Raw genomic sequence first — 25,650 nt, forward strand, 5'->3', positions numbered from 1 at the left:
CACTTTCACTCCGCCCGTGGAGGACGTACAAGGGGGACGGCCGCGGAGTCGCCTGTATGGACGCGAAAACCGCACCGACACCCCGATTCGGAGCCGGCGTCGAGGTGGACGTCACCGACTGGACGGCCGAGGAACTGTTCCGGCGGAGCCGGGAGTACCGCGTTCGTGGCGCGGAACTGTCTCTCGAACGGCGGGGTGGACGCACGTATCTCGTCGCCGATCCCGTCCCACGTCGGTGAACTCCTCCGTGGAGTCGACCGGCCACGATTGCGGCCCTCAGGCGTTCCCGTCGCCCCGTTTCAGCAGCCACACACCGAGCAGCCCGAGTCCGATCGCCGGAATCAGCGGTAACACGAGATACGTCGCGAAAAACGACAGGCCGAACGCGCCGACGGCAAGTGGATACAGATAGATCACGCCCGGCACGAGCAGAAACGCCACGAACACGACGCCGACGAGCAGCCACCCGACGCTGCCGAGCCCTTCCTCGCGTTCCGCTGACTCGGCGGATCCCAGAGACTCGGCGGATCCCAGAGACTCGGCGGATCCCAGAGACTCGGCGGATCCCAGAGACTCGGCGGCCGTCCCCGTCGCTTCGCCGTCCACCGTCCCGTCGCGTCGATCAGAGTTCACTGTCGGGTTTTACGACCACCTTGCCAAAGCCCTCACGGTTCTCCAGCAGTTCGTGGGCCCGCGCGGTGCGGCTCATCGGCAGCACCTCCCGGATCCGGGGTTCGAACGTCCCGTCCCAGACGAGCGAGAGCACGTCGTCCGCCTGACCCGGCGTCGCCATCGTCGATCCGATCACGGACAGCTGGTTCCAGAAGATCCGGTTGAGACCGGCCGGCGGGTTCGGGCCCGTAGTCGCACCACAGGTGACCAGCCGACCGCCCTTCGCGAGCGACTTCAGCGAGTCGTCGTACGTCGCTTCCCCGATGTGATCGACCACGACGTCGACGCCGCGTTTCCCGGTGAGCTCCCGGATCGCCGCCGCGAAGTTCTGCGTCTCGTAGTTGATCAGGTGATCCGCACCGCAGTCGGCCGCATACTGCAGTTTTTCGTCGGTCGACGCGGTCGCGAACACTTCGGCCCCGGTGTGGGCTGCGATCTGGACGGCCGCGTGGCCGACGCCGCCGGAGGCACCCAAAACGAGTACCGCCTCCCCGGCCTCGAGATCCGCCCGATCGACGAGCATCCGCCAGGCGGTCTGAAACACCAGCGTCGCGGAGCCGGCGACCGCCCAGTCGACTCCCTCCGGGACGGGGATCAGGTTGTCCTCGGGGACCGCAGCGCGCTCGGCGTGCACTCCCGGGAGGTGCTCGCCGATGATCCGGTACCGGACGCACATCGACTCGTCGCCGTCCCGGCAGAACTCACAGCGCCCACAGCCGACGCCCGCCGAGACCGCGACCCGATCCCCCTCGTGGAACCTCGTGACGTCCGGGCCCGTCTCGAGCACGACGCCGGCGGCGTCGCTACCGGGCACGTGTGGCATTTCGGGATCGATCCCCGGCAGCCCCCGACGGGTCCAGACGTCCAGATGATTGAGCGCACCGGCCTTCACGTCGATCAGCACCTCGTTCCGGCCGACCTCGGGCTCCGGATAGTCGTCGTAGGCGATGACGTTCCGGTCCCCGTGCTCGGTGAATTGCACCGCCTTCATACGTGATGAACCGGGCGGGGCCGTGAAAACTGTACGGCCTCTCGTCGCGACCCTCCGATCGGTGCCAGCAGGCCGACCCAGCGGGACGCAACCACTTTGGAGCCGTAGTTCGAAGCCTGCGGCGTCGATGTCGCCATCACTTCACCGCGCCGTGGCGATCAACGTCGGCGCGAACACCGCACTTCCCGGCTTTCGAGGGCCGATTTATCCCGACGGGAGCTTCGAGTACGTCCCCATCCCGGAACGGGAACCGACCGATCCCGAGGCGTCGGTTCCGACGTACGGCGACCTCGCGGCATCCCTCACGACGCCGATTCCCGAGGATCTGTTCGACCGGGAAGTCCACCTCGATCCCGAGTTCGCGGGCTATCCGTGTTGTGAACGGTACACGTACGGCGACGAGCACGGCGTGAAAGCTGGACCGCTCTCCAGGCTCGACCCCGGCGACCGGCTGTACTTTTATGCCACCCTGTCGACTGTCGAATCCGTCGGAGTGGCGGACAGCCACGGCGGGAACGACTGGATCCCGCCGGAGTGGGGCGCGTTTCTCATCGGTCACTTCGAGGTGGAACGGAGCCTCACCGGGGAGGAGTACGCAGAACTGTCCCGCGACGGACGCCGACCGTTCGCGAACAACGCCCACGTGAAGCGATCGACGGTCGACGCCGAGGTGTTCGTGCTCGGAACCGACGACTCCAGGCTGTACGACCGCGCAGTTCCGCTTTCGACCCCAGAGGCCGGAAGCGAAGCGAACGAACTGGTAACCCGGCTGTCAAACGACTCCGGGCGGGGACCGTGGTGGCGCCGCGTCCTCCGGTTCGAGCCCGACGCCGCCGGCGAACTGGCCGCCGTCGTCCACCGCCGGACGGTCGATCGAACCGGTGAGATGTGAGCCGCCGTTCGACCGAAATTTACTCAGTTCCGTATTCGAGTACACTTATAAGGATTCGGCAGTATAAGACGCATATGGACCCCAGCGACGCGGTGAAACAACTCGAGTACGTCTTCGACGCGAAGACCGACGCGGTCGGCGGTCGCTGTGCCCCGATGTACGGGCAGACGTTCGAGCGCGTCGCCGAGCACGGCACTGGACGGGACATCGCGACCGTCGCCGGCGAACTCGGCGCCCGAATCAGCGACGGACGGCGGCCGACAGCCGACGAGGCGAACGCCCTCGCGAAGGACGTGCTCGACCGGCGGGCACTGACCGACGGCGGCGACTGAACCGCACCAACCGCGTCGACGCCGCTTTTCGGCCGGACACGTTTCCGTCTACCACCGACCACAACTGTTAGGCGCCGGCAACGCCGACGAGTACCGTGGACGATCTCCTTTCCTGGCTCCGGGACCGACCGTACTACGAGGGACAGATCGTCGCCCACGAGCGGCGCCCGGCACGCGACCCGCAGTTTTCCGACCTCGACCTGGAGCCACGGCTCGAGAGCGCCCTCGCGGAGCGAGGGATCGCTTCGCTGTACGCCCACCAGGCGGACGCTATCGAGGAGATCCGAAAGGGGTACGACGTCGTGCTCGCGACCGAGACGGCGAGCGGGAAGTCGCTCGCGTACACGGTGCCGGCGTTCGAGCGCGCGATGGATCACGGCGGGCGGACGCTGTATCTCGGCCCACAGAACGCCCTGATCGCCGATCAGCTGGAAACACTGTCGGAACTGGCCCGGGGGCTCGGGTTCGGTTCCCGAGTTTCCGTCGACCAGTACACCGGACGCCTCTCGAAAACCGAAAAGCGCGAGGTTCGCGATCGGCGGCCGACGGTGCTGCTTTCGAACCCCGATATGGTCCACTACGCGCTGTTGCCCCACGCCCACCGGCTGTGGGAGTGGCTGTTCTCCTCGCTGGAGCTGGTCGTCGTCGACGAAGTCCACAGCTACCGGGGCGTGTTCGGTTCCCAGATGGCGTTGACGCTCCGACGGCTCCGGCGGCTGTGTGAACGGTTCGGTTCGGACCCGCAGTTCGTCTGCTGTTCGGCGACGATCGGCAACCCGGTCGAACACGCCTCGCGGGTGACTGGCCGACCGGCCGAGGGGTTCCGGCTGGTCGACACCGACGCCTCCGGTCGGGGTCCACGCCACTGGATCCTCTGGAACCCGCCGGAGTACGACGCAGACTGGAGTGACCGGACACCCGGAGACAGCGGCCGCAGGCGGTCGAGCCACGTCGAGTCGATGCGGCTGTTCGTCGACCTGCTCGTCCGCGGCCACCAGACGCTGTCGTTTACCCGGGCGCGCCAGACCGCCGAACGGTACGCCCAGGAGAGCACACGGGAGCTGCGAGAGCGAGGACACCACGACCTGGCGGGGGCGGTCCAGGCGTATCAGGGGTCGCTGCGGGGCGACCGTCGCAGATCGATCGAACGGCAGCTCGACGCTGGCGAGATCCGGGGCGTCTGGTCGACGAACGCGCTCGAACTCGGCGTCGACGTCGGCGGGCTCGACGCGGTGATCCTCGATGGGTACCCCGGAACCCGGATGGAGACGTTCCAGCGAGCCGGCCGTGCCGGCAGGGGATCGGAGCCGGCGGCAGTCGTCATGGTCGCCGGCGAGGATCAGCTCGACCAGTACCTGATGGGTCATCCGAACGAGCTGTTCGACGGCGATCCGGAGGAGGCGATCACGGATCCCGAGAACGGGCGACTGCTCCGGAATCACGTTCCCTGTGCCGCAACCGAGAACTGGCTGTCGCCCGACGACGAGGCGTATTTCGGGGAATCGTTCCCGGACGTCGTCAGCGACCTGGAAGCGGCGGGAACGCTCTCGCGGCGGGAGACCGACGCCGGGCTCCGGTGGCTCTTCGACGGGGACGGAAGCCCCCAGCACGGGATGAGCCTCCGGACGATCGACGACCGGGAGGTGGACCTGCTCGATCGGCGGGACGGGGAGGTCATCGCCTCACTGGGGTTTTCGGACGCGCTCCGTGACGCCCATCCCGGCGCGATCTACCACCACCAGGGGGAGACCTACGAGGTGGCGGAGCTGGATCTCGATCGCGACGTCGCCGAGCTCACCCCGACGTGGGCGGACTACTACACCCGGGTGCTCACGGACAAGACGATCGTCGTCGACGAGGACCGGAAACGACGACCCCTCCCGGCCCGGCCGGAGACGACCGTCCGATTTGCGGATCTCACCGTCACCGAGCGGGTGACCGGCTACGAGCGCCGGGACGGCTCCACCGGGGAGCCGTTGGGGCGGGTCGACCTCGACCTGCCGGAGACGACGCTGTCGACGACCGGGCTGTACGTGACGGTGCCGCCGGACGTGGAGCAAGATATGCGTGCATTCGGTACCGGAGACGCCGGCGACGCGGGCGGGACGAACGGCGAGTGGGCGCTCGCGGGCGGGATCCACGCCGCCGAACACGGCGTGATCTCGCTTTTCCCGCTTGCGTTTCTCTGTGACCGGGCGGACGTCGGCGGGCTCTCGACGCCGTGTCACCCCCACACCGACCGTGCGACAGTGTTCGTCTACGACGGGTACCCCGGCGGTGTCGGCCTCACCCGGCGGGGGTTCGACGTCGCCGAATCGCTATTCGAGCGAACCGCGCGCCTGATCGACGGCTGCGGCTGCGAGGACGGCTGTCCCGCGTGCGTGCAGTCGCCCCACTGCGGCAACGCGAACGAACCGCTCGCGCCCGAGCCCGCCGCGTTGCTTTTGAGTAAGCTGGTCGGGACGCAGTTGGATCTCTAGTGGGCAGGGTCGGTGACGGCTGCGACTCCACGAAACCCGTCTCGCCCCCTTCACGGATCCCTCGCCGTGTTCGTCGAGCACGACTAACCCTTCTATACCACCCGGATCCTACTTAAAAAGTCGCCGACGGGATCCCGTCTCCCCGGTAAGTGTTCCAGGGACAGTTTCACCTCCAGCGGATGTGGCGTCACTCCGGCAGCACGGCCTCGAAGAAGGTCCACGACTCGCCCTCCACCAGGACGTCGCCGGTCGTCCATTCGTTCTCGATCGCGAGTCCCACATCCCGGAGCTGCTCTCTGGTCGTCCGTGCGCCGGCGATGTGCCACTGCATCTCCGCGCCCGTCTCGAGCCAGTCGGGGTTTTTTCCACGCCACGGTTCGGTGCCCTCCGAGAGGAGTACTCGACCGCCCGGACGGACGACGCGTGCGAACTCCTCGATGGCCCGCCGGTGCTGGTCCGCCGGGACGTGAATCAGCGAGTGGAAGGCGACCAGCCCGTCGACCGACGACTCCGGGAGGGGAAGCTGGGTGAAATCGCCCTGTATCAGGGTCGCCTCGGGGACCCGTTCGGACGCCAGATCCAACTGTACGGCCGAGACATCGAGTCCGATCGGCGGCGACTCGGACGTCCGCTCCGCGAGCGCTCGCAAGATCGGCGTCCCCTGGCCACAGCCGGCGTCGAGTACCGACGAGCCCGGCGGAAGCGAGTCGAGGAACTCCTCGAATATCTCCCGTTCCTCGTCGTCGAACGAGCGCCAGGCGGCGAACGCCTCGGCCACCTCGTCGTATCCGCGACGAACGGCGTCCTTCTCTACCATGCTACGACAGCACGTGGTTGCCAGGTATTGTAGTTGACGGAAACTACTCACGACGGATATTTTCCGGAGCCTACTCCCGTGCCGCCTCGATCCGCTCGCGGAACTCCCGGGCCGTCTCCGTGATCGACTCCGGGTCGCCCCGTTCGACTGCGTCGTAGTCCACGAGCGAGCTTCCGGCCCCGACGCAGACCGCCCCGGCCTCGACGAAGTCGGCGACGTTGTCGAGATCGACTCCGCCGGTGGGCATCATCGGGATCTGTCCGAGCGGGCCCTTCATCGACGACAGGTGCCCCGGGCCGAGCGTCGACGCCGGGAACACCTTCACCAGGTCGGCGCCGGCCTCGTAGCCGCGGATCGCCTCCGTCGGCGTCATGATCCCGGGCGCGACCAGCGCGCCGTAGCGGTTCGCCGTCTCGATCACATCGGCATGCAGCGACGGTGAGACGACGAACTCCGCACCGGCAAGCAGGCAGGCCCGGGCAGTCTCCGAATCGAGAACCGTCCCCGCGCCGACGACCGCCTCCGGAACGCTCGCGTTCACCTCCGCGATGAGGTCGCTCGCGCCGTCGGTGTCGGCGGTGATCTCGATGGCGGTCACCCCGCCGGCCACCAGCGCGTCGACGGTGTCGATCACCGTGTCCGGATCCCCGCCGCGCATGACCGCCACGACGCCGCTTTCCCGCAGCGCTTCGAACGTCCCCAGCGATTCGTCGGTCTCGTGAGCCATGTCCCGGTGTCGGGCGAGCACCGGAATAAAAGTATCAGTCGGTGCGGGGGATCGCGTACGCCCCGACAGCGAAGGCGACGACCGCGAGCCCGATCACGACCGCGAGCTCCGGCTTCCAGGACATCGTCGGATCGAACGTGATCGCCCGCACGCCCCGGGCGAAGTAGGTGACCGGCGAGTGCTCGACGATCGGGAGGATCCAGGCGGGGAACATCTCGCCGCTCACGAACGCCTCCGAGAGGAACAAAAGTGGGAACGCGATGCCGTTCGAGGCGGCGATCGCGCCGTCGCGCGAGTCGGTGATTCGGCCGAGGACAGCGCCGACCCCACAGAACAGCGCAGACGCGAACGCGACGAAGGGGAGCAAAACCACAAGCTGCCCGGATAGTGGGATCGCCGCACCGGTAAGTCCGACGACCAGAACCAGGATGAGGAGGCTCGCCGCGACGATGATCAACACGTTGACCATGGTGTGAGAAAACAGCCACTCCGCCCGGGACAGCGGCGTCGTCGCGAGTTTCTCGAACCGGTTGTCCTCGCGGTGGCGGGCGACCTCGCTACCGATGCGCGAAAGTGGGGTAAACAGGACCACCGTGACGACGTACCCCGGAACGTAAAAGCCCGCAGGCTCCGCGAACAGCCCGCCGTCGGCCGACTGCGTCTGGATGAGCGCCCCGAAGATCAACACCAGAAGTGCCGGAAAGAGGAACGTAAAAAACACCGCGGTGCGCCGCCGGAAAAACGAGCGCCAGGCGGCGAGCGACTCGGCTCGGACGCGTCGAACTCGACTCCCGACGCGCCCGGGTCGATCGGTCATTCGTCCCCCCCGTCGGCGGAGACGGTCGGTTCAATCTCCGGTGTCGCCGTCGCCGAACCGTCGACGGCGATTCCCGCGCCAGGGGCCCGCCGTCCCTCGAACGATTCCCCAGTCAAGGAGAGATACACGTCTTCGAGGGAAGGTTCCGTCCAGGTCAACGACTCGTAGCTCGCGCCCGCCGACTCCAGGGCGTCGACTGCAGCCGGGATGTCGGCCGGCGTCACGCCGGAGAACACGACGTTCCCGCCGGCGGCCGTAACCTCGAAGCCGGTCGCGTCGGCGAGAGCGTCGGTGATGTCGCTCGGTGCCACAGTGCCACGGACGACCAGCCGGCTCCGGCCGCCGTACTCGGCGATCAGCGACGCCGGCGTACCGGCAGCCACGAGTTCGCCGTCCCGAAGCATCCCGACCCTGTCGGCGAGCCGCTCGACCTCCGCCATCGAGTGACTCGTGAGGAAGACAGTGGTCCCGCCTTCCGCGAGCCTGTCGATCAGGCTCCACAGCGACCGACGGCCGGCGGGATCGATCGACGTCGTCGGCTCGTCGAGGAACAGCACGTCCGGATCGTTCACCAGCGCGGTCCCGACACAGGTTCGGCGACGCTGTCCCCCCGAGAGGTTCTCGTACCAGGTGTCGGCGGCGTCTTCGAGTCCGACGTCGGCGAGGACCTCCCCCACCTGCCGTGGACTTTTGTAGAGCCCCGCGTAGTAGCCGATCAACTCGCGGGCCGTGAGTCGGGCGGGTGGAGAAAACGACTGCGGGAGGAGCCCGATCCGCTGGCGGCTGACTTCGGTGGGGCGGTCGCCGAGGACGGTTATCGAACCGTCGTACCGGATCGTTCCCGAAAGCGCCCGCACGAGCGTCGTCTTTCCCGCGCCGTTCGGGCCGATGAGCCCGAACACCTCGCCTCCGTCGACCGACAGGGAGACCCCCGAAAGCGCCGTGGTCTCGCCGTACCGCTTGCGTACGTCCTCGGCGACGAGCGCCGCGTCCATACCCTCCGAAAGCCAGCGACGGCCCTAAGCGTTCCTTTTCGATCCGGGGATCGAGCCTCGCATGCGAACGTCGGTCAAAACAGGGTCGCGTCGAAAAGCACTGCGAGCAACGCGAGCCCCAGATACGCGTTCGAGGCGTGAAACGCACGGAACGCGGCTTTTTCGGTGCGTTCGAAGTGGAGCCGGATCACGGCCCACAGGAACACGCCCCCGACGCCGACAGTCGTCGCAGCGAACAGCCACCCCAGGTCGGTCCACGCCGCCAGGACGGCCGCCACCACGAGTGTGGCGCCCAGATACCAGACGATGTGTCTCCGCGTGGCCGTCTCGCCGCGAACCACCGGCATCATCGGGAAGCCGCCGCGGGCGTAGTCCTCCTTGTACGCCAGCGCGAGATTGTAGAAGTGGGCGGGCGTCCACGCGAAGATCAACGTCGCGAGCAGCACCCCGCCGAGACCGATCTCGCCGGTGACCGCCGCCCAGCCGATGAGCGCCGGCAGTGCCCCGGCGGCGCCACCGATGACCGTGTTCTGGACCGTGTTGGGCTTCAACACCAGCGTGTAGATCACGCTGTAAAACAGGATCGCGACGAGTCCAAGCGCCGCCGCGAGCAGGTTTACCCACGCGAACAGCACGAGCGAGGCTGTCGCCAGAACGAGCCCGAACGCCACCGCGTTGCGGATCGGAATCAGGTCGATCGCGAGCGGCCTGTCGCTCGTTCGCTGCATCCGTCTGTCGACGTCCCGCTCGAGAACGTGATTGAACGTTCCCGAGGCGCCGATCGCGAGCGCGCCACCGCCGAGCGTCGCCACGACGGTGCTCGGCGTGAAGCCGGGGCCACCTGCAAGCGCCATCGCGGCGGCGGCGACCAGACACAGCAACCACATCAGCCGGGGCTTCATCAGGCTGTAGTACGCCCGCACGGTGAGTTTCACGCGGACGATCGACGAGGTCGGTAGCTCCGGTCGCTTCGACGCTTTCATACCCCCACCGTCTGCCGGGGGAGCCCCCGAACCGTCCGTCGAGACGAGTCCGGGCGTGTCGACTCCACCCGTGTCGGTGTCCTCGTCGTGACCGGTCAGGATCTCGAGCCGCCACGCAAGTGCTGCGAGCGTACTCGCAAAAATGAGGACGCCGACTACGAGGTGGATCACGGACAGGGGAGCGTTCGCGCCGGCGACCGCCACGACTGCGCCGATCCCGGCCTGGATCGGGTACAACGCGAGTGCGACCCCGAGTGCTGCCATGACGCGGCGTTCGACACCGCGTCGCCACGCGAGAACCGTCGTCCCCAGGAGCACGATCCCGACGACGACCGCCGCCAGTCGGTGACCGACCGCGACCCAACCGTCGGTCGTCGTCGGAAGGCTCAATCCGTCCCCACAGGCCGGCCACGCCATACAGGCGGACGCCGCATCCGTCACTGCCGTAACCGCGCCGGCAACCAGCAAGAGATACACGCCCATCGCTGTCGCGGCCAACAGTCCGGGAAGGGAGATCGAAGGGAAACGGGTCACTATCCGCACGTAGGGCGCGTTCCACATATATGTTCCGCGGCCCCGTCGGCCGATTCGAAGCTCGGGACCGTGTATCCGACGCGTCCGAAAAACGACCGGAGCGGTCCGGTGCCGCCGCGCCGGAAAATCCAGGCGTGGACGGTGGCAGGGTGCGCGGCGTCGGGGGGATGATCCGCGCGTTGGGGGGTGTCGCCGGACGCTGGGGAAGCGTCCGAGCGAGAGGTGGGCGACCACGCATGTCGGGCGGCGCGTGGAACGGCGTGAACCGTCCGGCACCGAAAAGTAGTGCCCGGAAACTGAAAGGAATGACGCTTTTTTCCGAATGTTAAAGCAAAATAAATAACCGACAACGACACGATTCGAGGATCCCTATCCCTCGAGAAGTCGCTCGTACACCGGCCACGACGCGTCACCATCCGGCGGGGGGATCTCCTCGCCGTCGATAACGACGCCGCTGCCGGCTTCCACCCGCCCAGCGACCCCGACCGGGGTGTCCCGTTCCCGGAGCGCCTCGACCACGCGGTCGGTGTCCTCCGGATCGACCGCGATCAGGAGCGTCCCCGCACTCGTCGCACGCCACGGATCCATCCCGAGCGCCTCACACGTTTTCAGAACAGGTGACTGTGTGGGCACCGCGTCGGTGTCGAATGCGATTCGGACGTCGCCGCTTTCGGTGATCTCGTGGAGTGCACCGACGAGCCCTCCCTCGGTGACGTCGTGCATCGCTGTCACCCGACCGGCGGCGGCCGCCGTCGCCGCGTCCCGAACCGCGTCCAGATCGTCCAGCCCGGACTGAACGGTTGCAAGCGTCGACTCGTCGACGTCGACCTCGTCGGGAAACAGCGACGACAGCAGGCCGGCTGCCTCGACCGCCGGTCCGCGGGTGACGAGAAGGTCGTCCCCGGGGCGTGCGCCGTCGGGACGAACGATCCCTTCGGGATCTCCGACCGCCATCGCGGTCGCGCCGCCGACCCAGGGGTACGAACATCCCTCGTATCTGGCCGTGTGTCCGGTGACGACGCTTACGCCCAGATCGCTGCACTCCTCGTGGACGGCGTCCCAGACCTGCGCGAACTCCCCGTCGGTCATCGACGGGGGAAGCGTGAACGCGATCGAGAGATGCGAAGGAGGCAGTCCCGAGACGGCGACGTCCGAGAGGACGATCCGAACCGCGAACCGGCCGGCGCGCCGAAAGCCGAGTTGGGGGAGGATCGACACCGGGTCAGTCGCCGTCACGACGGCAGTGTCCTCGACGGTAACGACCCCGAAATCGACACCGTGTTTCGGCCCGAGTGCAACGTCGTCCCGCGTTGCGCCCAGCTTCGGTTCGATCTGCGTCTCGAAGAACTCGCGGTCGACCTTTCCGGTATCCGGCATCAATTCGACGGACGCAGGGACCGGATTTGTACGCTTTGCACCTGGCTCGATACGACGCCCACGCGACGCCGACCCCGGGGCGGTTCACCGCTCCCGATCCCGGATCCGATCGCGGGCGTCTTCGGGCGACTCCGTCTCCAACAGTGCCTCAACCTTTCGTTCGAACTCCTCGTCGCCGAGGTCGCCGCGTGCGTATCGGTCCCGGAGCGTCGCGAGCGCCTCGTCGTCTGTGTTCTCGCGATCTCGCGTCCGAGCAGTCCGATCCGCCGGCTCCTCTGCTCCCGTTTCCCGGCCGCTCAAAAGGAGGTACCCGGCACCGAGCACCAGCGCGACAAACAGCAGCCACCCGCCGAACATCGGTGCCCCGAACGCCATCATCCCACCACCCATCATCGTCGATCCGCCGAACGTGAACAACCAGCCGAGCAGAAGGGGGGCGAAAAGAAGCACCACCCCCACCAGAAGCAGCGTTCGTAGCAAACCGTTGTCGCTCATGGATACAGATACGCTGTCGGGTTTTTTCCCCCTTTTCGTTGGTCGGTCGAGGCTATCGTGGACCGGAAAGTTTTGTTTCCGTAAGATTTCCCCGGATTGGCTTTCGAATCGAAAACGGACGGCCGGACTCCTGCCGGCAGGATATATAAATCCGGGGCGGACGTAGATTCGGCCATGTCCGGAGACGGGACAGCGAGCGGGGACGACCTCCCGGAGATCCCGCCGGAGGTACCCGGAGAGTCGGTCCGGATCCGAACGAGCGGGGCGAAGCTGCACGCCGTTCGCGCCGGGCCGTCGGAGGGCCCACTCGTCGTGTTGTTACACGGCTTTCCGGAGTTCTGGTACGGATGGCGCGAGGCGATCGCGCCGCTCGCGAACGCGGGGTACCGGGTCGTCGTCCCGGACCAGCGGGGATACAACAGAAGCGAAAAACCGTCCGGCGTGTGGCCGTACCACATCGACGAACTCGCCGCCGACGTGGCCGACATCGTCGAGGCGCACGGCTGTGAATCCGCGGGGATCGTCGGTCACGACTGGGGCGCGGCGGTCGGCTGGTGGCTCGCGATGCACCGACCCGAGCGTGTCTCCTCGCTCGTGGCCGTCAACGCCCCACATCCCTCAGTCATGTATCGAAGGCTCGGGGAAAGCTGGAGCCAGCGGCTCCGAAGCTGGTACATCCTCGGGTTTCAGGTTCCCCGAGTCCCGGAAGCGGTCGCCCGCGCCGGAAACTGGCGGCTCATCGTGCGGGGGATGCAAAAGAGCAGCCTCCCCGGGACGTTCTCTCCGGTCGATTTTCGTCGGTATCGGCGAGCCTGGAGTCGCCCGGGAGCGTTCACCGCGATGGTGAACTGGTACCGGGCGGTCGGGCGCGACCGTCCCCGGCCGGAGACCGCACGCGTCGAACCGGAGACGCTCGTAATCTGGGGCGCCCGGGACCAGTATCTGGAACGCGAAATGGCCAGAGAGAGCCTCGAATACTGTGCTGACGGGCGATTGAAAACCCACGAGGACGCGACCCACTGGGTCCACCACGAGGAGCCGGTCGCCGTCGCCGACGAGATCCGGGACCACCTCGACGCGTTCACGCGGGTCGCCCGCGAGTAGCGGCCACGGAAGTGGGTCGCGAGCGCAGCATCTCGGCGATTTCGGGCTACCCTTCGGAACTTCCCGCCGGTGAGGGGTCGCCACGATACGTCCGATACACCGGTCCCGCGAGCAACAGGACGCCCAGGAGCGCGAGACCGGCGACGAACCGCCAGTCGAGAACCAGCCCGTCGGCCAGCAGCGACTCCGCGGAGACCCCGATCAGGACGCCGGCGATCACCCAGGGAAGTTCTCCGGCGGCCGTCCCCACGAGGAACGGACGCGGCGGGACCCGGGCGGCGCCACACGCGACTGTGATCACGTCGGAAGGCGCCGGGAGCAGTCGGCTGGCAGTCACGGTCCGGATCCCGCCGCCCGCGTCGACGAGGCGAGCCCCGGCCGCCGAGAACCGTCCGTCGGGAACCGTCCGGATCGCGAGGAGGTACGGCGGTACTGCCGTCAGCGTGAGCAGCCCGACGCCGATCGGAACTCCCCACAGGCCGTAACCGTATCCCGCAGCGATCGCAAGCGGCGTGGTCGGCCACGCGAGAAACGGTCGGACGACCGCGACCACAAGCAGGAGGGTGCCGAACGCGATCGGACGGTCGGCGAGCCAGACGAGCGCCGACAGCGCACGCTCCGGGGAGGTGGTCCACGCTCCCACGAGGACGACGACGAGCACGGCAGTTCCGAGTGCGATCCGACGACGGTTCACGATCCGTTCTCGACCGTTGTTCCCGGCCTTCCGGACAAACGCTTTGTGATCGCCCGCGGATCGAAACGGGGACGACCGGCCGCGAACGGACGGTTGCGGAAACCGTTATTGTGCCCCCCGGACAACGTGGCGACGTGAGCGAGCGCGAGCGCAAACGGGAACTCGGTCTCGAGCTACTTGCCAGCCTCGAGGACGAGGACCTCCCGATGTCGGCGGTCGTCGACCGGATCGAGACGATCACGACGAGCCCGTCGCTCACTCGAGAGATCCTCGACACCGCCGATCGGCGCGGACTGATCGACCGCGAGGACGGACGGATCCGGGTCCGACGCGGCGGGACGTTCGTCAGGTTCGAAAGCCAGGTGATCCAGCGGGACGGGGAGTTCGAGTGCAGACGGTGTGGGGCCTCGATCACGAACGGTCACTTCGTCCGGTTCGACGCCGGAGAGCTCGGCCCGTTCGGCTCCTCCTGTGTCAGAAAAGTGCTGGGACGCGAATGAGACGCAAACGAGACGGGACGGCACGCGACAGGATGCGACGGCACGCGACAGGATGCGACGGCACGCGACAGGATGCGACGGCACGCGACGGCACTGCACTACCGTCCGCGGCGGAGTTCTTCGATCAACTGCTCGATGAGCTGTGACTGTCGATCGAGACGCTCGCCTTGCCGTTCGACCGTCTCCTGCAGCGTTTCGACCTCCTCGATGAGCTGTTGGAAATCGCCGTCGGCGGCGCGTGCGGGCTCGAAGGTTCCTTCGAACCCATTATCGCTTTCGGAATCTGTCCCGGAGGCAGCCGTCGCGTCCGGCGCTGCACCGGTTCCGGCGTGTTCTCTGTCCCCGGGCTTCGACGCCGACTCACCGGATTCGGCGGCGGAGAGGACGTCGTCGATCGCGTCGTCGACAGCGGCGGCGTGTTCGGTGCCAGAGGGACCGTCTCCCCTCGACTCCGGGCCGGTGCCCGTCGCGTCGGAACCCGAGGAGACCGCGTCCGCCGCCGTGGCCCCCTCCGAGACGGTCGTTGCGTCGTCGGCAGCGTCGACTTCGGCCGGTTCCGCCGAGAGGGGATCCGGACCTTCGCCGAAGTCTGTCGGATCGGTCGTCTCCTTCCCGCCTTCCTCCTCCGGTTCGACCGCGAGTCGGAACTCCTCGAGGCTGGCGACATCGTAGTGATCACACAGCGCGTCCACGAGCGTCTCCTGGACGGCCCGCGCCTGCTCGTTGGGCGCCTTGAACCGCTGCTGTCGGCCATCGACGGTCAAGACGACCGACGTCGCGACCGATCCTTCCTCGAACCCCAGGTCGGTGACGTCGTCGTAGTGGAACTCCTCGTAGTCGTCGTCCCACACGGCGGTGCCGACGTGTTTGACGACCCGGTCGCTGGTGATTATCAGCGTCAGTTCGCTGAACCGGAAGGTGCGAAGCGCGGATTCCCCCGGATCCGTGATTCCAGCCGCGCTGAGCGTCCCCGCGAGCACCGGGTGAAGCGCGTCCTCGAGCCGTTTTGCCGGAATCGAGACGGTCCGTTCGCCGTCGAGCCCGTAATCGAAGGTGAGCTTCGCTTTCCGTCGCCCCTGCGAGACCGTGAGACGTTCCGCCCCGTGGGGATACTCCTCGACTGATTCGTCGGAGAGCAACCCCTCCGCACGGTAAACGAGGGTCCGAGACGGCGTCACGACGAGCCGGTCGTCGCCGCCCAGCGGGACCGTCGCGACGGCCTCCTCGTCGTCCAGACGTGTCGCGAGTGTCTCGGGCAGACTCATCACCTCCGACGTGTCCCCCATGCGATATAAATCCGCGGGATCGACGGTCGAACGGGCTGGATCGGGACCCACGTGGCGAAACACGGCAGCGGAACCGGGATGGCCGTTCCTCCGACACCCATTTAACCGCCGATAGCTTACCTCTCGTCAATGGCGGTCGAAGCGACCAGCGCTGGAGCCATCCTCTTCCGCGACACCCGCGATCGGAGGGAGTATCTCCTCCTGAAGAGCCGACCGGGGGACTGGGAGTTCCCCAAAGGCGGGGTCGAAGGCGACGAGGAGCTCCAGCAGACGGCGATACGGGAGGTCGAAGAGGAGGCCGGGATCGAGGAGTTCCGGCTGATCGACGGCTTCCGCGAAGACTACGATTACGTCTTCGAAGCGAACGGCAAAACGATCCACAAGACGGTCCACCTGTTCATCGCCCACTCGTTCGAGGCGAGCGCGGAGCTGTCGAAGGAGCACCGCGACCTCCAGTGGCGCGACTACGAACAGGCGATAAACACCATCACTCAGGACGGCCCCCGGGAGATACTCGAGGAGGCCCACGAGTACCTCGACTCCCTGCTCGAAGAGCAGGAAAGCTACGTATGAACCGATAGCTACCCGCATTCACGGCGACTGGGACAGTCGTCCCGCGGGATACACGCTTTTCGGCGTGGGGTCCAAGCTACGGCCATGTCGGACCCGCTATCCCGGAACCGTCTCGACGAGGAGGTCAGCCCGTACCTCCGGCAGCACGCCGAGAACCCAGTGAACTGGCAGCCGTGGGACGAAACAGCGCTTTCGGGCGCCCGCGATCGCGACCGCCCGATCTTTCTCTCGATCGGATACTCGGCGTGTCACTGGTGTCACGTGATGGAGTCGGAGTCGTTTGCCGACGAGTCGATCGCGGCGGTGATAAACGAGGAGTTCGTCCCGATCAAGGTCGACCGCGAGGACCGACCCGACGTCGACACGCTCTACATGACGGTGTGTCAGCTCGTCACCGGGGGCGGCGGCTGGCCGCTTTCGGCGTGGCTCACACCGGAGGGAAACCCGTTTTACGTGGGGACGTACTTCCCGCCGGAGCCGCAACGGGGGCGGCCGGGCTTTGCGGAACTGTGCCGACGGATCGCCGACTCCTGGGCGGATCCGGACCAGCGGGCGGAGATGGAATCGCGGGGCGACCAGTGGATCCAGGCGGCTCGAAGTCACCTCGAATCGGCGGGTGAGTCCTCCGAGACGTCGGGTACGGCCGACGACGTCGTCGATCCCCTCGGCCTGGACGACGACTCGGGGGACGATCTGCTCGCGTCGGCGACGAACGCCGCGTTGCGAAGCGCGGATACGGACCACGGCGGGTTCGGCTCCGAGGGCCCGCAGTTCCCCCAGCCCGGACGGCTGGATCTGCTTTTGTACGGCGCCACGGCAGGGGGACGGGATGCAGCGCTGTCGGCTGCAACGCGGACGCTCGACGCGATGGTAGCCGGCGGAATGTACGACCACGTCGGCGGCGGGTTCCACAGATACGCGGTCGACCGGCAGTGGACGGTCCCCCACTTCGAGAAGATGCTGTACGACAACGCGCTGCTACCTCCGGTGTATCTGGACGCGTATCGGATCACGGGAACCGACGAGTACGCCCGGATTGCGGCGGAGACCTTCGAGTTCCTGAAACGGGAGTTCCAGGGGGACCACGGTGGATTCGCCGCCACGCTCGACGCCGAAAGCGAGCCGCCGGCCGGCCGCGACGGCGGCCCGACCGAGGGCGCCTTTTACGTCTGGACGCCCAGGGAGGTTCGCGACATCCTGGCGGAGCCGACCGCGACCGTGGTTTGCGAGCGGTACGGGATCACCGACGGCGGGAACTTCGAGGGGGGAACCACCGTGCCGACGATCGCAAAGCGGGTCGAGGAGATCGCCGACGATCACGAGATGGCCATCGACGAGGTCGAGAAGGCGATCGAAGACGGTCGCGAGTCGCTGTTCGACGCTCGGGAGCACCGACCGCGTCCCGATCGCGACGGGAAAGTGATCGCGGCGTGGAACGGGCTCGCGATCTCGGCGTTCGCCCGGGGAGCGCTGGTGCTGGGGGACGACAGCCTCGCTGACACCGCCCGGGAGGCGCTTGCGTTCCTTCGCGGTCGGCTATGGGACCCCGACGCCGGGGAGACGGGACGGCTCGACCGCCGGTGGCTCGACGACGACGTTTCGGGACCGGGATTCCTCGACGATTACGCGTTCCTCGCGCGGGGCACGTTCGACCTGTATCAGGCCACCGGAGACGTCGAACCCCTTTCTGTTGCACTCTCGCTTTCCAGAGCTGCGATCGCGGAGTTCTGGGACGAGGAGGACGAAACGCTGTACTACACGCCCGAATCGGGAGAAACACTGCAGGTTCGTCCCCAGGAGTTCACCGACGGATCGACCCCGTCGAGCCTCGGCGTCGCGACGGAACTGCTGATCGAACTCGACGCGTTCGCGCCGGAAGACGAGTTCGGCGACCGCGCCGATCGCATCCTCCGTACCCACGCCGACCGGATCCGGGCGAGCCCGATCGAGCACGTCTCCCTCGTCAGGGCCGCACAGCGCCGACGGCGGGGATCACTCGAACTGACGCTTGCTGCCGAGGATTTCCCCGAACCCTGGCGAAAGGCGCTCTCGGAACGGTATCTTCCGGGATCGGTCCTCGCACATCGACCGCCGACTGACGACGGTCTCGACGAGTGGCTCGAGACGCTCGGGCTGGCGGCGGCACCGCCGATCTGGGCAAACAGGGCGGCCGTCGACGGCGAGCCGACGGTGTACGCCTGTCGCGGGTTCAGCTGCTCGCCGCCGCGGCACTCGATCGGCGACGCGATCGACTGGTTCGAGACGGGAGCCGAGTCGAAATAGCTGCCAGCCGGGACGCACTTAACTAACTGGAACGCGAAGTTCGCCGAAAATGGAACGGTACGATCTCCTCTACAGGCTCTACGACGAGTTCGACACCGAGACGCTCCGCGAGTACCAGGACTTTGTCGACCTGTTCCCGCCCGTCGACTCCCGGGTCGCACTCGACCACTGGCAGGACGCGAACGACGAACTCGACCGCCGGAAAGAAGAGATCCGGACCGCCTTCCCGTCCGGCGGGGTGTTCGCCGAGGTTGCCGCCCGAGCCGACCGGGAGTCGGCGTTCACTGCGCTGGATCTGCTCACATCCTACGACCGGGCTCTGAATGCGCTCGTGCTCGACGTCGACGAGACGCTTCGATCCGCAGGGGGTACCGACAACGAGATCCCTCGGGACACGCTCCACGTGTTGACCGAGTTCCACGAGGCGGGCGTTCCGATCGTCATCTGCACCGGCCAGACCCTCGAGAACGTCAAGGGCTTTATGATCCAGGGGCTGGGAAACGAGATCGTCCACTCGGGGAAGATGAGTATCGTCTACGAGGCGGGAACCGGCGTGTTCACGCCCGGCCACGGCTCCCGGACGAAACAGCTCCTGTATGAAGATCTCGACGAGGGCGTCCGATCCGTCTTCGACGAGATCCGCTCGCGGGTGCTGCCGGACGCTCCAGAGGAGATCCGCCGGGGCTGTCACCTCCAGGGCAACGAGTTCAACGTCACGCTGAAGCCGAACTTCGAGACCGGAAGCGACCGCGCCGAGGCCGTGATCGACTCGGGGGTGGTGTATCTGCTCGATCTACTCGGGGAGGCTGTCGCCACACACGTGGACGGCGCTGGCGAGGAGTTCCCGGAACATCACACCGAGGACGGCGGCCTCGATCCGGGTCCGGCGTGGGCCCGGGCGTTCTACGCCGACGCGGATCCGGAGGTCCGCGAGGTGCTGGAAACCGAACGGGAGACGTCCTCGATCGGGGTCGACGACGTCCCCGACCCCGTCCGGGCGCTCTTCGAGCGGATCGACGTCGCCTACTACCACGCCGACGCCGCCGAGATCGGTTCGCTGGAACTCAACAAGGTCGCCGGGGTCGAAGCCGCCCTCGACGTGCTCGAAATCGAGGACCCGTTCGTGCTGGTGATGGGCGACAGCAAGTCGGACCTCCGAGTGATGCGGTGGGCCGAGGAACACGACACCGGGATCGCGGCAGCACCCGCACACGCCTCCACGGACGTGCTCGAACACGTGATGGATACCGACGATCTGGTGTTCGAGAAGGGGCAGTCTGCCTCGCTTTTACGCACCGCGTTCGTGATGAATCTACTCGCCCGGATCGAATGAGAAGCCCCGACTAGCCGGGGCGGCAACCGCGGATCGTGTCGTCGACAGAACACTTATGTCCGAGTAACCACCCAGTATGTGGTAGTGCGTGGGTCGTCGAGTGAAGCGACGGGGGGACAGCTACTGCAGCGGGATAAGCGTCAGCGCCAGGACACACAGGACGTCTACGAGCTCCTTCGCAACGAACGACGCAGGTACGCCCTCCACGCGTTGTCCGTCGCCGACGGGCCCGTGTCGGTCGGGGATCTCGCGGATCGAGTGGCCGCGTGGGAACACGACACCACCGTCGAGCAGATAACCGAACGCGAGCGTCATCGGGTGTACACGTCCCTACAGCAGGTTCACCTCCCCCGGCTCGACGAGGCCGATCTCGTCCGGTTCGACGAGGACCAGGGGGTCGTCGACCCGTCGCCGGGGATCGAGACGTACGACGTCTACCTCGACGTCGTCGGCGCGGAGGAAATCTCCTGGAGCGGCTACTACCTCGGGCTGTCGCTGGTTACACTCGCGGTGTTCGTGCTGGTCTCGCTCGAACTGTACCCGTTTACGCTGCTCCCGGTCGAAGCCTGGGTCGCGGGCGTCGTCGTCGGATTCCTGGGATCGGCCGTGATCCACGTGTGGTCGGTTCGGCGAACGACCGGCGGGTTTGCACGTCTCCGGGCCGACGGAGACCCAGGATAGCGACTTAGCCTCCGTCCGAACGTGGATTTTCAGCCGAGTCAGCGTTTCCGTCGACGGACTCGAAGGGCTGTCCGTCGGCCGCCCCGGTTCCGTTCTCTCCATCCCCAGTCGAAACGTCGTCCTCCGTTGTCCCGGTTCCCGGGACGGACGTGGAGACGATCTCGTCGGATTCGAACACGTCGTCGGTGGTCGGTTTCTTCTCGCTATCGGGCGCCAGGACGTCATCGTCGCTGCCGTCGGAGTCCCCCTCGGGGGCGGGAGCCGCCGGCGGTTCGTACGTGTAGACGTACTCGTCGGTGATCACGTAGAACGTGTTCCGTTCGGGGTCCTCGATGACTCCGGCGGAGTTGTCGATCGCGAAGTCGACCAGATCCTGTAGCGATGCGGCGCGAGCAGTCGGGCGTTCGAGCGCATCACCGGGCAGCGAGATCCGGGTCACCCACTCGTCGAACTCGGACCTGTCGTCGCGGAACGCGAGCCAGTCGCGTTCGGCGTCGTCGACCGCGAACCGGCCGGTGTGACGCCCGGCGGCGACGCCTGCCCCGCCCACCAGACCGACGAAAAGGAGAATCGGCGCGAGGACGCCACCCAAAAGCCCGGGGTCTGCCGGCTCGGAGACGGGTTCGGTCCGCTCGAACTCCTCGGTCAGGAAACCGGGATCGTCGACGCGGTATGTCGTTCCGTCCAGGTCGAGCGGCAGCTCGTAGGTCAGTTCCGCCGTCTCCCGGTCGCCGTCGAACGTGCCCTCGATCGTTACTGTCGTCTCGACGAACAGTTCGAGCGTGCCGGGATCGGCACCGATTTCCTCGCGGATCTGCCCGATCCGCTCGTCGAGGGCGGTGGTGTTGATCGAGAACGTCGTCTCGACGGTCCCGTCCGGATCGAGCCCGTCGGCCGACGCCGAATCCAGCACGTCAGTTTCCGACCAGTAAACCGTCTCCGTCTCTTCGTCTACCGACTGCGCGACGAGCGTGCTCTCCGTGTCGATCGAGACGTCCGAGGCGTCCGTCGCGGTGTAGCCGACTTCGAACGCTCCCGAGAGGGTCGGCGCGATCGCGCCGAAGTAGGTAGTCCGGTCGTCGAGTTCGGTGCCGACCGGGAACACGGTGTTGTCCTCCGTGACGGTCGCACTGTGGCTCCACTCCGCGTCGACGCTCCAGGAGGAGACCGTTTCGGTCGTCGTCTCCTCCGGAGGATCGACGTACGCGCCGTAGGCGAACCAGCCCCCCGCGAGCGCCACCAGCAGAAACACCGCAAGCAGGACGCCCCAGTTCGAGTCGACGAACGCGCGAACCCGGAGTGTCCGTTCGTTCACGGCTCTGTCCCCCCGCATGCCCCGACGACGTGACATTGTTGTTACTTTTCACCGTTTGCCGGTCGTCGTCTTATAGCTTCGGCCGGTCGCGAACTCACTCCGCGTCCGCTCCGGTCGTCTCTGCCAGTACGTGAGTTACTTCCCCGACGTACGCGGCGACGAACGCGATCGCAAAACCCAGGAAGTGCACGTAGAGGTTGACGACGCGGTTAGCAGCGACGAGTTCCGACGGGAATCCGACGAGGGGATAGCCGACGAGCAACACCCCGCCGACGAGGGGGAGTTCGACGTATCCGAACGGTCGTACCGGACGTGACGGGGATCCCAATCTGTTCCGGGCACGACGTTCCCGGACGAGAATAAATCCACCGTAGCCGGCGGCGAGGAGTCCGGAGACGACCGCTATCGCCACCGTCGCGTCCGACCGCGGGAGGACGATTCCGCTGATGATCCCGACCACGAGGAAAAACAGCACGGGCAGATCACGGGCTCGCAGGTCGGAGACGAAAAACGGACGAGCGTAGTTGTACAGCGCGACCGGAAGGATGCCGAAAAACGCCATGATGACACCCGAGCTCCCGTACCCGATCGCGTCTCGGGGGATCGCGAGGTTCAGCCCCGAGAGGACGAACGGCCCCGCCAGCAATACGGTGGCGAACATGGTCCAGAACAGTCGGCGACGATCTGCAAAGGTCGAAAGGAGATACGTCGTCGGCACCACGAGCAGGTATCCGAGCAGGTTCGCGAGGAGGTGATCGACCCGGAAATGAACGAAGTGAGAGGCGTACGCAGTGATCACCGTCGGGTCGGTGTACGCGAACACGAGTGTTCGCTTCGTTTCCGCCGGGAGCAGAGCGGTTCCCACAAGCACGAGGGGAAAAACCGCGAGCACCGCAATTTCGCGGAGGGAGATGAGCCGACGGAGCGCCGCAGAGAACGGCGGCAGTTCGCCGTCGTTCGGGGCTCGGGCTCCCGAGTCGCGTGCGCCGTTCATGAATTATCTCTCATCTCCGTGGCATCCGCCTGACGAGATACGTCGTTGCCAGGACGATGACGAGCAACGAAACAAGTCCGACCGTCCGCTCGAGGTCGATCCCGGCCGGCTCCTCGATGCCGTCGAACGCCCCGTCAGCCTCCGTCGGAACGTCCTCCGGGTCGGGCGTCTCATCGGGTTCCTCCGGGGTGGAGGGGGTCGAATCCGCCGCCCCCGGCGTCGTGACCGACGGCTCCTCGGTTTCCGGCGGATCCTCGGTCGGCGGCGCCTCGACGGTGAGCTCCCCGACAGCCTCGCCGTCGACGGTTATCTCGTAGACACCCGGCTCGTCGAACACTGCCTCGACGGTGGCGACCGTCCGGTTTCCTGCCGGAACTGCGACCGTTGTCGTCGCGATCACCGTTTCGTTCGCCCGCAGAGTGAGGTTGGCGTCCCCTCCGGCGAGACCATCGTTTGCGAGCGTCACAGTGACCGTCGCCGGTTCGTCGACCGCGACGGTCGACGGATCGAGACTCGTCTCCTCGACGCGCAGGACCGGGGCGTCGACGCCGACAGCGTACACCGGGAACCGACCCGCGTCGGTTCGGAGGAGCACGCCTTCGTCGGTCGTTTCCACGACTTCCGTTTCGAGGGATATCCAGCTCTCGTTGACCGGATCGAAGCCGTACAGTCGAATCGACGCCGGATCGAGTTCGTCGATCGGATCGGGGTTGCGTACCGTTCCGGGCGTCTCGATACCGGGCGTCGCGAGTCGTTCCGACGACACGAAGACGTCGTAACTGACGTCCGTCACCGACGTCGCGTCTCCGGCGTGGGGCTCGAACTCGGCGGTGAAGTAACCGAGCGGGGCGGCACCGGTCCCGGCCGGATCGAGCGCAGGCCGGTCGGAGAGCTGCGTTGGGCTCCCTTCGAGGCGGACGTCGACAGTGTCGTCGGATGACATCGTGAACGCCGCCGACTCGAGCGTAACACCGTCGACGATCTCCACGGAACAGGCGTCGACGCGCGTCGTCTCGCCGCCCCTGGCGTTGTACACCGTCCCCTCACACAGGGTCGGCGCCGGCGAGGTGAAGGAGAAACTCGTCCGGGTCGTCGTCACCGCCCGGTCGTCCGTCTCCGGTTCCGTGGGGAACTGGGCGCGAATCGTGAAGTTACTCGTCACCAGGCCCGGATCTGCGCCGGTCGAGTCGACGTGCAGGCCGATCGACGCCGTCTCGTTCGGGGACAGGGTGAGGTTCGCGTTCTCGCCTTCGATCGGTTTGCCGTCGCTGGTGAAGGTGAGAAGTTCGCTTTCCACGACGTCGGTGTCCGGATCGTCGCCGTGTTCGATCCACACTCGCACCGGCGTGTTGTTTTCGATCGTCGACGCGTTGTACGTCACCGTGAACACGTCGTGTATCGTCGTCCCCGCTTCGACGTTGACCCCGCGCTCCCCGTCGATGTTCGGATTGGAAGCGTCGATGGCGATCTCGATCTCGTCGTCGTCGTTTACGAACGCGTACTTTCCATTCGGTCCATCGTGCGGTTCGAGTTCCAGCTGTCCGGTCGCGCCGGCCGGTTCGTCCGGCCCGATCACGTCGATCCCGTCCCCGGACGCGAGCGCGTCGATCGGCGCTCCGGCAGTCGCCACTACCACGAGGCCGCTTGCGAGCGCAACCGCGAGGAGGACGATGTGCGTCCGGTCCATCGTTTGCTACCGAGTCATCGGTTCGCGTTCGGTTCGACCTATCCGTCCAGCATATAAGGTATTGATCCGTTTGAGGGGAAGCGACCGGAGGGTTTTTTCGTTCGGTGTCGCTCAGGGTGACCTTGAGACGTTTTATGCCCACCGACCCGTCGACACGAGAGCGTCCCGAACCGACCGGTTACCCGAACGACTCCGGAGTGTGACACACCGCCGGTGTATACGCGGTTGAAATACCCACCCGGGCGGCGCGTCGGAGCTGAATCCGATATTCGGGGGATTCAATCGACAGCTAATCGTCGATTAAACGAAAGTATCAGTGGAGATAGCGCAACGGTCGCGAGTCCGGTCGGGAAGGCATTCTCTGTCAGTGATTCTCAAGCCCCGCCTGAACGGGGGAGAAAGTAAAACAGTCGTTTATCTTTAATAGTATTCCGAGCAACATGTGGACCGAGATGGGTGTCGCGTCAGCCACAGGCCGCGGGGGGACCGGCCACGTAAGCGAAAACGAGTTGTTCGAGGTGTTAGCCAACCGGCGGCGGCGGTACGCGTTGCACGCGCTCAAACGCGACGCGGAAGGCGCCGACGAGCAGGTCGACCTGGGGACGCTGGCCGAGCAGGTCGCCGCCTGGGAGAACGAGGTGGACCTCGCGGAGGTGTCCTATGACGAGCGAAAGCGGGTGTACACCGCCTTACAGCAGTCGCACCTGCCGAAGATGGACGAGGCGGGGATCGTCTCGTTCAACAAGGATCGCGGGGTGGTAGAGCCCACGCCAGCGATGGAGGACGTCGAGATCTACATGGACGTCATCCACGGCAACGAGATTCCCTGGAGCGAGTACTACCTCGGCCTCTCGCTGGTGTCGGCGGCGCTGTACGCCGCCGTCTGGCTGGGGGTGTACCCGTTCACGCTGTTGCCGGACCTCTCGTGGGGGGTGTTCATCGTGGTCGCGTTCCTGGTGTCGGCGCTCGCGCACCGCTACTACACCTCCGAGATGCGGCTGGGAGCCGGCGACGTGCCGCCGGAGATGGAACGGGAGTCGTCCTGATCGAGCGGATCGACGCGGCAGTCACCCACGACAGCCACTGGC

General features: G+C 66.6%; 25 protein-coding genes. 11 read left to right on the forward strand and 14 right to left on the reverse strand.

Annotation, left to right across the window (positions count from 1 at the left end; all coding sequences use genetic code 11):
- Positions 1 to 56 precede the first annotated feature (56 nt).
- The gene (locus RH858_RS03795; protein WP_259535259.1) at positions 57 to 239 is read left to right on the forward strand and encodes a hypothetical protein; all 183 of its coding nucleotides are present in this window, start codon (positions 57 to 59) and stop codon (positions 237 to 239) included.
- 37 nt (positions 240 to 276) lie between these two features.
- Here the strand turns inward: RH858_RS03795 and RH858_RS03800 are convergent, their stop codons facing one another.
- A complete protein-coding gene (locus tag RH858_RS03800) occupies positions 277 to 633 on the reverse strand; it encodes a hypothetical protein (RefSeq protein WP_259535258.1) in 357 nt (118 codons plus the stop codon).
- On the reverse strand, positions 623 to 1,663 hold the full coding sequence (locus RH858_RS03805) for a zinc-binding dehydrogenase (RefSeq protein WP_310561157.1): 1,041 nt from the start codon (positions 1,661 to 1,663) through the stop codon (positions 623 to 625). The genes RH858_RS03800 and RH858_RS03805 overlap by 11 nt, the downstream gene beginning before the upstream one ends.
- 127 nt (positions 1,664 to 1,790) lie before the next feature.
- On the opposite strand from RH858_RS03805, the gene RH858_RS03810 reads away from it, so the two are divergent.
- From RH858_RS03810 to RH858_RS03820, 3 genes are all read left to right on the forward strand, one after another.
- Entirely contained in the window at positions 1,791 to 2,555 is a 765-nt protein-coding gene (locus RH858_RS03810; RefSeq protein WP_259535256.1) for a hypothetical protein, read from the forward strand.
- A gap of 74 nt (positions 2,556 to 2,629) precedes the next feature.
- Complete coding sequence (locus RH858_RS03815; RefSeq protein ID WP_259535255.1) at positions 2,630 to 2,887, forward strand: hypothetical protein; 258 nt, start codon at positions 2,630 to 2,632, stop codon at positions 2,885 to 2,887.
- 95 nt (positions 2,888 to 2,982) lie between these two features.
- A complete protein-coding gene (locus RH858_RS03820) occupies positions 2,983 to 5,367 on the forward strand; it encodes a DEAD/DEAH box helicase (protein ID WP_310561158.1) in 2,385 nt (794 codons plus the stop codon).
- 187 nt (positions 5,368 to 5,554) lie between these two features.
- Here RH858_RS03820 and RH858_RS03825 read toward each other — a convergent pair whose 3' ends face one another.
- The 7 genes from RH858_RS03825 to RH858_RS03855 form a co-directional block, all read right to left on the reverse strand.
- Positions 5,555 to 6,184, reverse strand: coding sequence for a class I SAM-dependent methyltransferase (locus tag RH858_RS03825; protein WP_259535253.1), 630 nt, complete (start codon positions 6,182 to 6,184; stop codon positions 5,555 to 5,557).
- A 70-nt stretch (positions 6,185 to 6,254) separates the two neighbouring features.
- The gene (locus tag RH858_RS03830; protein WP_259535252.1) at positions 6,255 to 6,911 is read right to left on the reverse strand and encodes a bifunctional 4-hydroxy-2-oxoglutarate aldolase/2-dehydro-3-deoxy-phosphogluconate aldolase; all 657 of its coding nucleotides are present in this window, start codon (positions 6,909 to 6,911) and stop codon (positions 6,255 to 6,257) included.
- 34 nt (positions 6,912 to 6,945) lie between these two features.
- Positions 6,946 to 7,728, reverse strand: coding sequence for an ABC transporter permease (locus RH858_RS03835; RefSeq protein WP_259535251.1), 783 nt, complete (start codon positions 7,726 to 7,728; stop codon positions 6,946 to 6,948).
- Complete coding sequence (locus RH858_RS03840; RefSeq protein WP_259535250.1) at positions 7,725 to 8,723, reverse strand: ABC transporter ATP-binding protein; 999 nt, start codon at positions 8,721 to 8,723, stop codon at positions 7,725 to 7,727. Before RH858_RS03840 ends, RH858_RS03835 begins: the two co-directional genes overlap by 4 nt.
- A gap of 74 nt (positions 8,724 to 8,797) precedes the next feature.
- Complete coding sequence (locus RH858_RS03845) at positions 8,798 to 10,267, reverse strand: heme o synthase (protein WP_310561159.1); 1,470 nt, start codon at positions 10,265 to 10,267, stop codon at positions 8,798 to 8,800.
- 342 nt (positions 10,268 to 10,609) lie between these two features.
- Positions 10,610 to 11,617 (reverse strand): AIR synthase-related protein, encoded by a 1,008-nt coding sequence (locus RH858_RS03850; protein ID WP_259535248.1) that lies wholly within the window; start codon positions 11,615 to 11,617, stop codon positions 10,610 to 10,612.
- Between the two features lie 84 nt (positions 11,618 to 11,701).
- Positions 11,702 to 12,112, reverse strand: a complete 411-nt coding sequence (locus RH858_RS03855; protein WP_259535247.1) for an SHOCT domain-containing protein — start codon at positions 12,110 to 12,112, stop codon at positions 11,702 to 11,704.
- A gap of 174 nt (positions 12,113 to 12,286) precedes the next feature.
- On the opposite strand from RH858_RS03855, the gene RH858_RS03860 reads away from it, so the two are divergent.
- The gene (locus RH858_RS03860) at positions 12,287 to 13,216 is read left to right on the forward strand and encodes an alpha/beta hydrolase (protein WP_259535246.1); all 930 of its coding nucleotides are present in this window, start codon (positions 12,287 to 12,289) and stop codon (positions 13,214 to 13,216) included.
- Positions 13,217 to 13,262: 46 nt separating this feature from the next.
- On the opposite strand, the gene RH858_RS03865 is transcribed toward RH858_RS03860, so the two are convergent.
- Positions 13,263 to 13,910 carry a VTT domain-containing protein gene (locus RH858_RS03865; RefSeq protein WP_259535245.1) on the reverse strand — a complete coding sequence of 216 codons (648 nt, stop codon included), beginning with the start codon at positions 13,908 to 13,910 and terminating at the stop codon, positions 13,263 to 13,265.
- Between the two features lie 134 nt (positions 13,911 to 14,044).
- Between RH858_RS03865 and RH858_RS03870 the strand changes: the two genes are divergently transcribed.
- A complete protein-coding gene (locus RH858_RS03870; protein WP_259535244.1) occupies positions 14,045 to 14,410 on the forward strand; it encodes a DUF5830 family protein in 366 nt (121 codons plus the stop codon).
- A gap of 98 nt (positions 14,411 to 14,508) precedes the next feature.
- On the opposite strand, the gene RH858_RS03875 is transcribed toward RH858_RS03870, so the two are convergent.
- Positions 14,509 to 15,675 carry a hypothetical protein gene (locus RH858_RS03875; protein ID WP_310561160.1) on the reverse strand — a complete coding sequence of 389 codons (1,167 nt, stop codon included), beginning with the start codon at positions 15,673 to 15,675 and terminating at the stop codon, positions 14,509 to 14,511.
- A gap of 150 nt (positions 15,676 to 15,825) precedes the next feature.
- On the opposite strand from RH858_RS03875, the gene RH858_RS03880 reads away from it, so the two are divergent.
- The 4 genes from RH858_RS03880 to RH858_RS03895 all read left to right on the forward strand — a co-directional run bounded on the left by RH858_RS03880 (position 15,826) and on the right by RH858_RS03895 (position 20,566).
- A complete protein-coding gene (locus tag RH858_RS03880) occupies positions 15,826 to 16,269 on the forward strand; it encodes an NUDIX domain-containing protein (RefSeq protein WP_310561161.1) in 444 nt (147 codons plus the stop codon).
- Positions 16,270 to 16,353: 84 nt separating this feature from the next.
- Positions 16,354 to 18,552: a thioredoxin domain-containing protein gene (locus RH858_RS03885; RefSeq protein ID WP_310561162.1), complete on the forward strand. Its 2,199-nt coding sequence runs from the start codon at positions 16,354 to 16,356 to the stop codon at positions 18,550 to 18,552.
- A 49-nt stretch (positions 18,553 to 18,601) separates the two neighbouring features.
- Positions 18,602 to 19,885: an HAD family hydrolase gene (locus tag RH858_RS03890; RefSeq protein WP_310561163.1), complete on the forward strand. Its 1,284-nt coding sequence runs from the start codon at positions 18,602 to 18,604 to the stop codon at positions 19,883 to 19,885.
- Positions 19,886 to 19,969: 84 nt separating this feature from the next.
- The gene (locus RH858_RS03895; protein ID WP_310561164.1) at positions 19,970 to 20,566 is read left to right on the forward strand and encodes a hypothetical protein; all 597 of its coding nucleotides are present in this window, start codon (positions 19,970 to 19,972) and stop codon (positions 20,564 to 20,566) included.
- Positions 20,567 to 20,570: 4 nt separating this feature from the next.
- On the opposite strand, the gene RH858_RS03900 is transcribed toward RH858_RS03895, so the two are convergent.
- From RH858_RS03900 to RH858_RS03910, 3 genes are all read right to left on the reverse strand, one after another.
- Positions 20,571 to 21,881 (reverse strand): DUF5305 domain-containing protein, encoded by a 1,311-nt coding sequence (locus RH858_RS03900; RefSeq protein ID WP_310561165.1) that lies wholly within the window; start codon positions 21,879 to 21,881, stop codon positions 20,571 to 20,573.
- Between the two features lie 94 nt (positions 21,882 to 21,975).
- A complete protein-coding gene (locus RH858_RS03905) occupies positions 21,976 to 22,875 on the reverse strand; it encodes a hypothetical protein (protein WP_310561166.1) in 900 nt (299 codons plus the stop codon).
- 10 nt (positions 22,876 to 22,885) lie between these two features.
- Positions 22,886 to 24,562 (reverse strand): DUF1102 domain-containing protein, encoded by a 1,677-nt coding sequence (locus RH858_RS03910; protein WP_310561167.1) that lies wholly within the window; start codon positions 24,560 to 24,562, stop codon positions 22,886 to 22,888.
- A gap of 452 nt (positions 24,563 to 25,014) precedes the next feature.
- On the opposite strand from RH858_RS03910, the gene RH858_RS03915 reads away from it, so the two are divergent.
- Positions 25,015 to 25,608 (forward strand): hypothetical protein, encoded by a 594-nt coding sequence (locus RH858_RS03915; protein WP_310561168.1) that lies wholly within the window; start codon positions 25,015 to 25,017, stop codon positions 25,606 to 25,608.
- Positions 25,609 to 25,650 lie beyond the last annotated feature (42 nt).

The sequence above is a fragment of the Halalkaliarchaeum sp. AArc-GB genome (assembly GCF_031432225.1).
GTDB lineage: Archaea > Halobacteriota > Halobacteria > Halobacteriales > Haloferacaceae > Halalkaliarchaeum.

Bases quoted from the DNA above. Each gene is read 5' to 3' on its own strand.
- RH858_RS03825 (WP_259535253.1), bottom strand. From the start codon at position 6,184: ATGGTAGAGAAGGACGCCGTTCGTCGCGGATACGACGAGGTGGCCGAG.
- RH858_RS03815 (WP_259535255.1), top strand. From the start codon at position 2,630: ATGGACCCCAGCGACGCGGTGAAACAACTCGAGTACGTCTTCGACGCG.
- RH858_RS03880 (WP_310561161.1), top strand. From the start codon at position 15,826: ATGGCGGTCGAAGCGACCAGCGCTGGAGCCATCCTCTTCCGCGACACC.
- RH858_RS03835 (WP_259535251.1), bottom strand. From the start codon at position 7,728: ATGACCGATCGACCCGGGCGCGTCGGGAGTCGAGTTCGACGCGTCCGA.
- RH858_RS03905 (WP_310561166.1), bottom strand. From the start codon at position 22,875: ATGAACGGCGCACGCGACTCGGGAGCCCGAGCCCCGAACGACGGCGAA.
- RH858_RS03855 (WP_259535247.1), bottom strand. From the start codon at position 12,112: ATGAGCGACAACGGTTTGCTACGAACGCTGCTTCTGGTGGGGGTGGTG.
- RH858_RS03885 (WP_310561162.1), top strand. From the start codon at position 16,354: ATGTCGGACCCGCTATCCCGGAACCGTCTCGACGAGGAGGTCAGCCCG.
- RH858_RS03875 (WP_310561160.1), bottom strand. From the start codon at position 15,675: ATGAGTCTGCCCGAGACACTCGCGACACGTCTGGACGACGAGGAGGCC.
- RH858_RS03845 (WP_310561159.1), bottom strand. From the start codon at position 10,267: ATGTGGAACGCGCCCTACGTGCGGATAGTGACCCGTTTCCCTTCGATC.
- RH858_RS03850 (WP_259535248.1), bottom strand. From the start codon at position 11,617: ATGCCGGATACCGGAAAGGTCGACCGCGAGTTCTTCGAGACGCAGATC.
- RH858_RS03840 (WP_259535250.1), bottom strand. From the start codon at position 8,723: ATGGACGCGGCGCTCGTCGCCGAGGACGTACGCAAGCGGTACGGCGAG.
- RH858_RS03915 (WP_310561168.1), top strand. From the start codon at position 25,015: ATGGGTGTCGCGTCAGCCACAGGCCGCGGGGGGACCGGCCACGTAAGC.
- RH858_RS03805 (WP_310561157.1), bottom strand. From the start codon at position 1,663: ATGAAGGCGGTGCAATTCACCGAGCACGGGGACCGGAACGTCATCGCC.
- RH858_RS03795 (WP_259535259.1), top strand. From the start codon at position 57: ATGGACGCGAAAACCGCACCGACACCCCGATTCGGAGCCGGCGTCGAG.
- RH858_RS03810 (WP_259535256.1), top strand. From the start codon at position 1,791: ATGTCGCCATCACTTCACCGCGCCGTGGCGATCAACGTCGGCGCGAAC.
- RH858_RS03890 (WP_310561163.1), top strand. From the start codon at position 18,602: ATGGAACGGTACGATCTCCTCTACAGGCTCTACGACGAGTTCGACACC.
- RH858_RS03860 (WP_259535246.1), top strand. From the start codon at position 12,287: ATGTCCGGAGACGGGACAGCGAGCGGGGACGACCTCCCGGAGATCCCG.
- RH858_RS03910 (WP_310561167.1), bottom strand. From the start codon at position 24,562: ATGGACCGGACGCACATCGTCCTCCTCGCGGTTGCGCTCGCAAGCGGC.
- RH858_RS03830 (WP_259535252.1), bottom strand. From the start codon at position 6,911: ATGGCTCACGAGACCGACGAATCGCTGGGGACGTTCGAAGCGCTGCGG.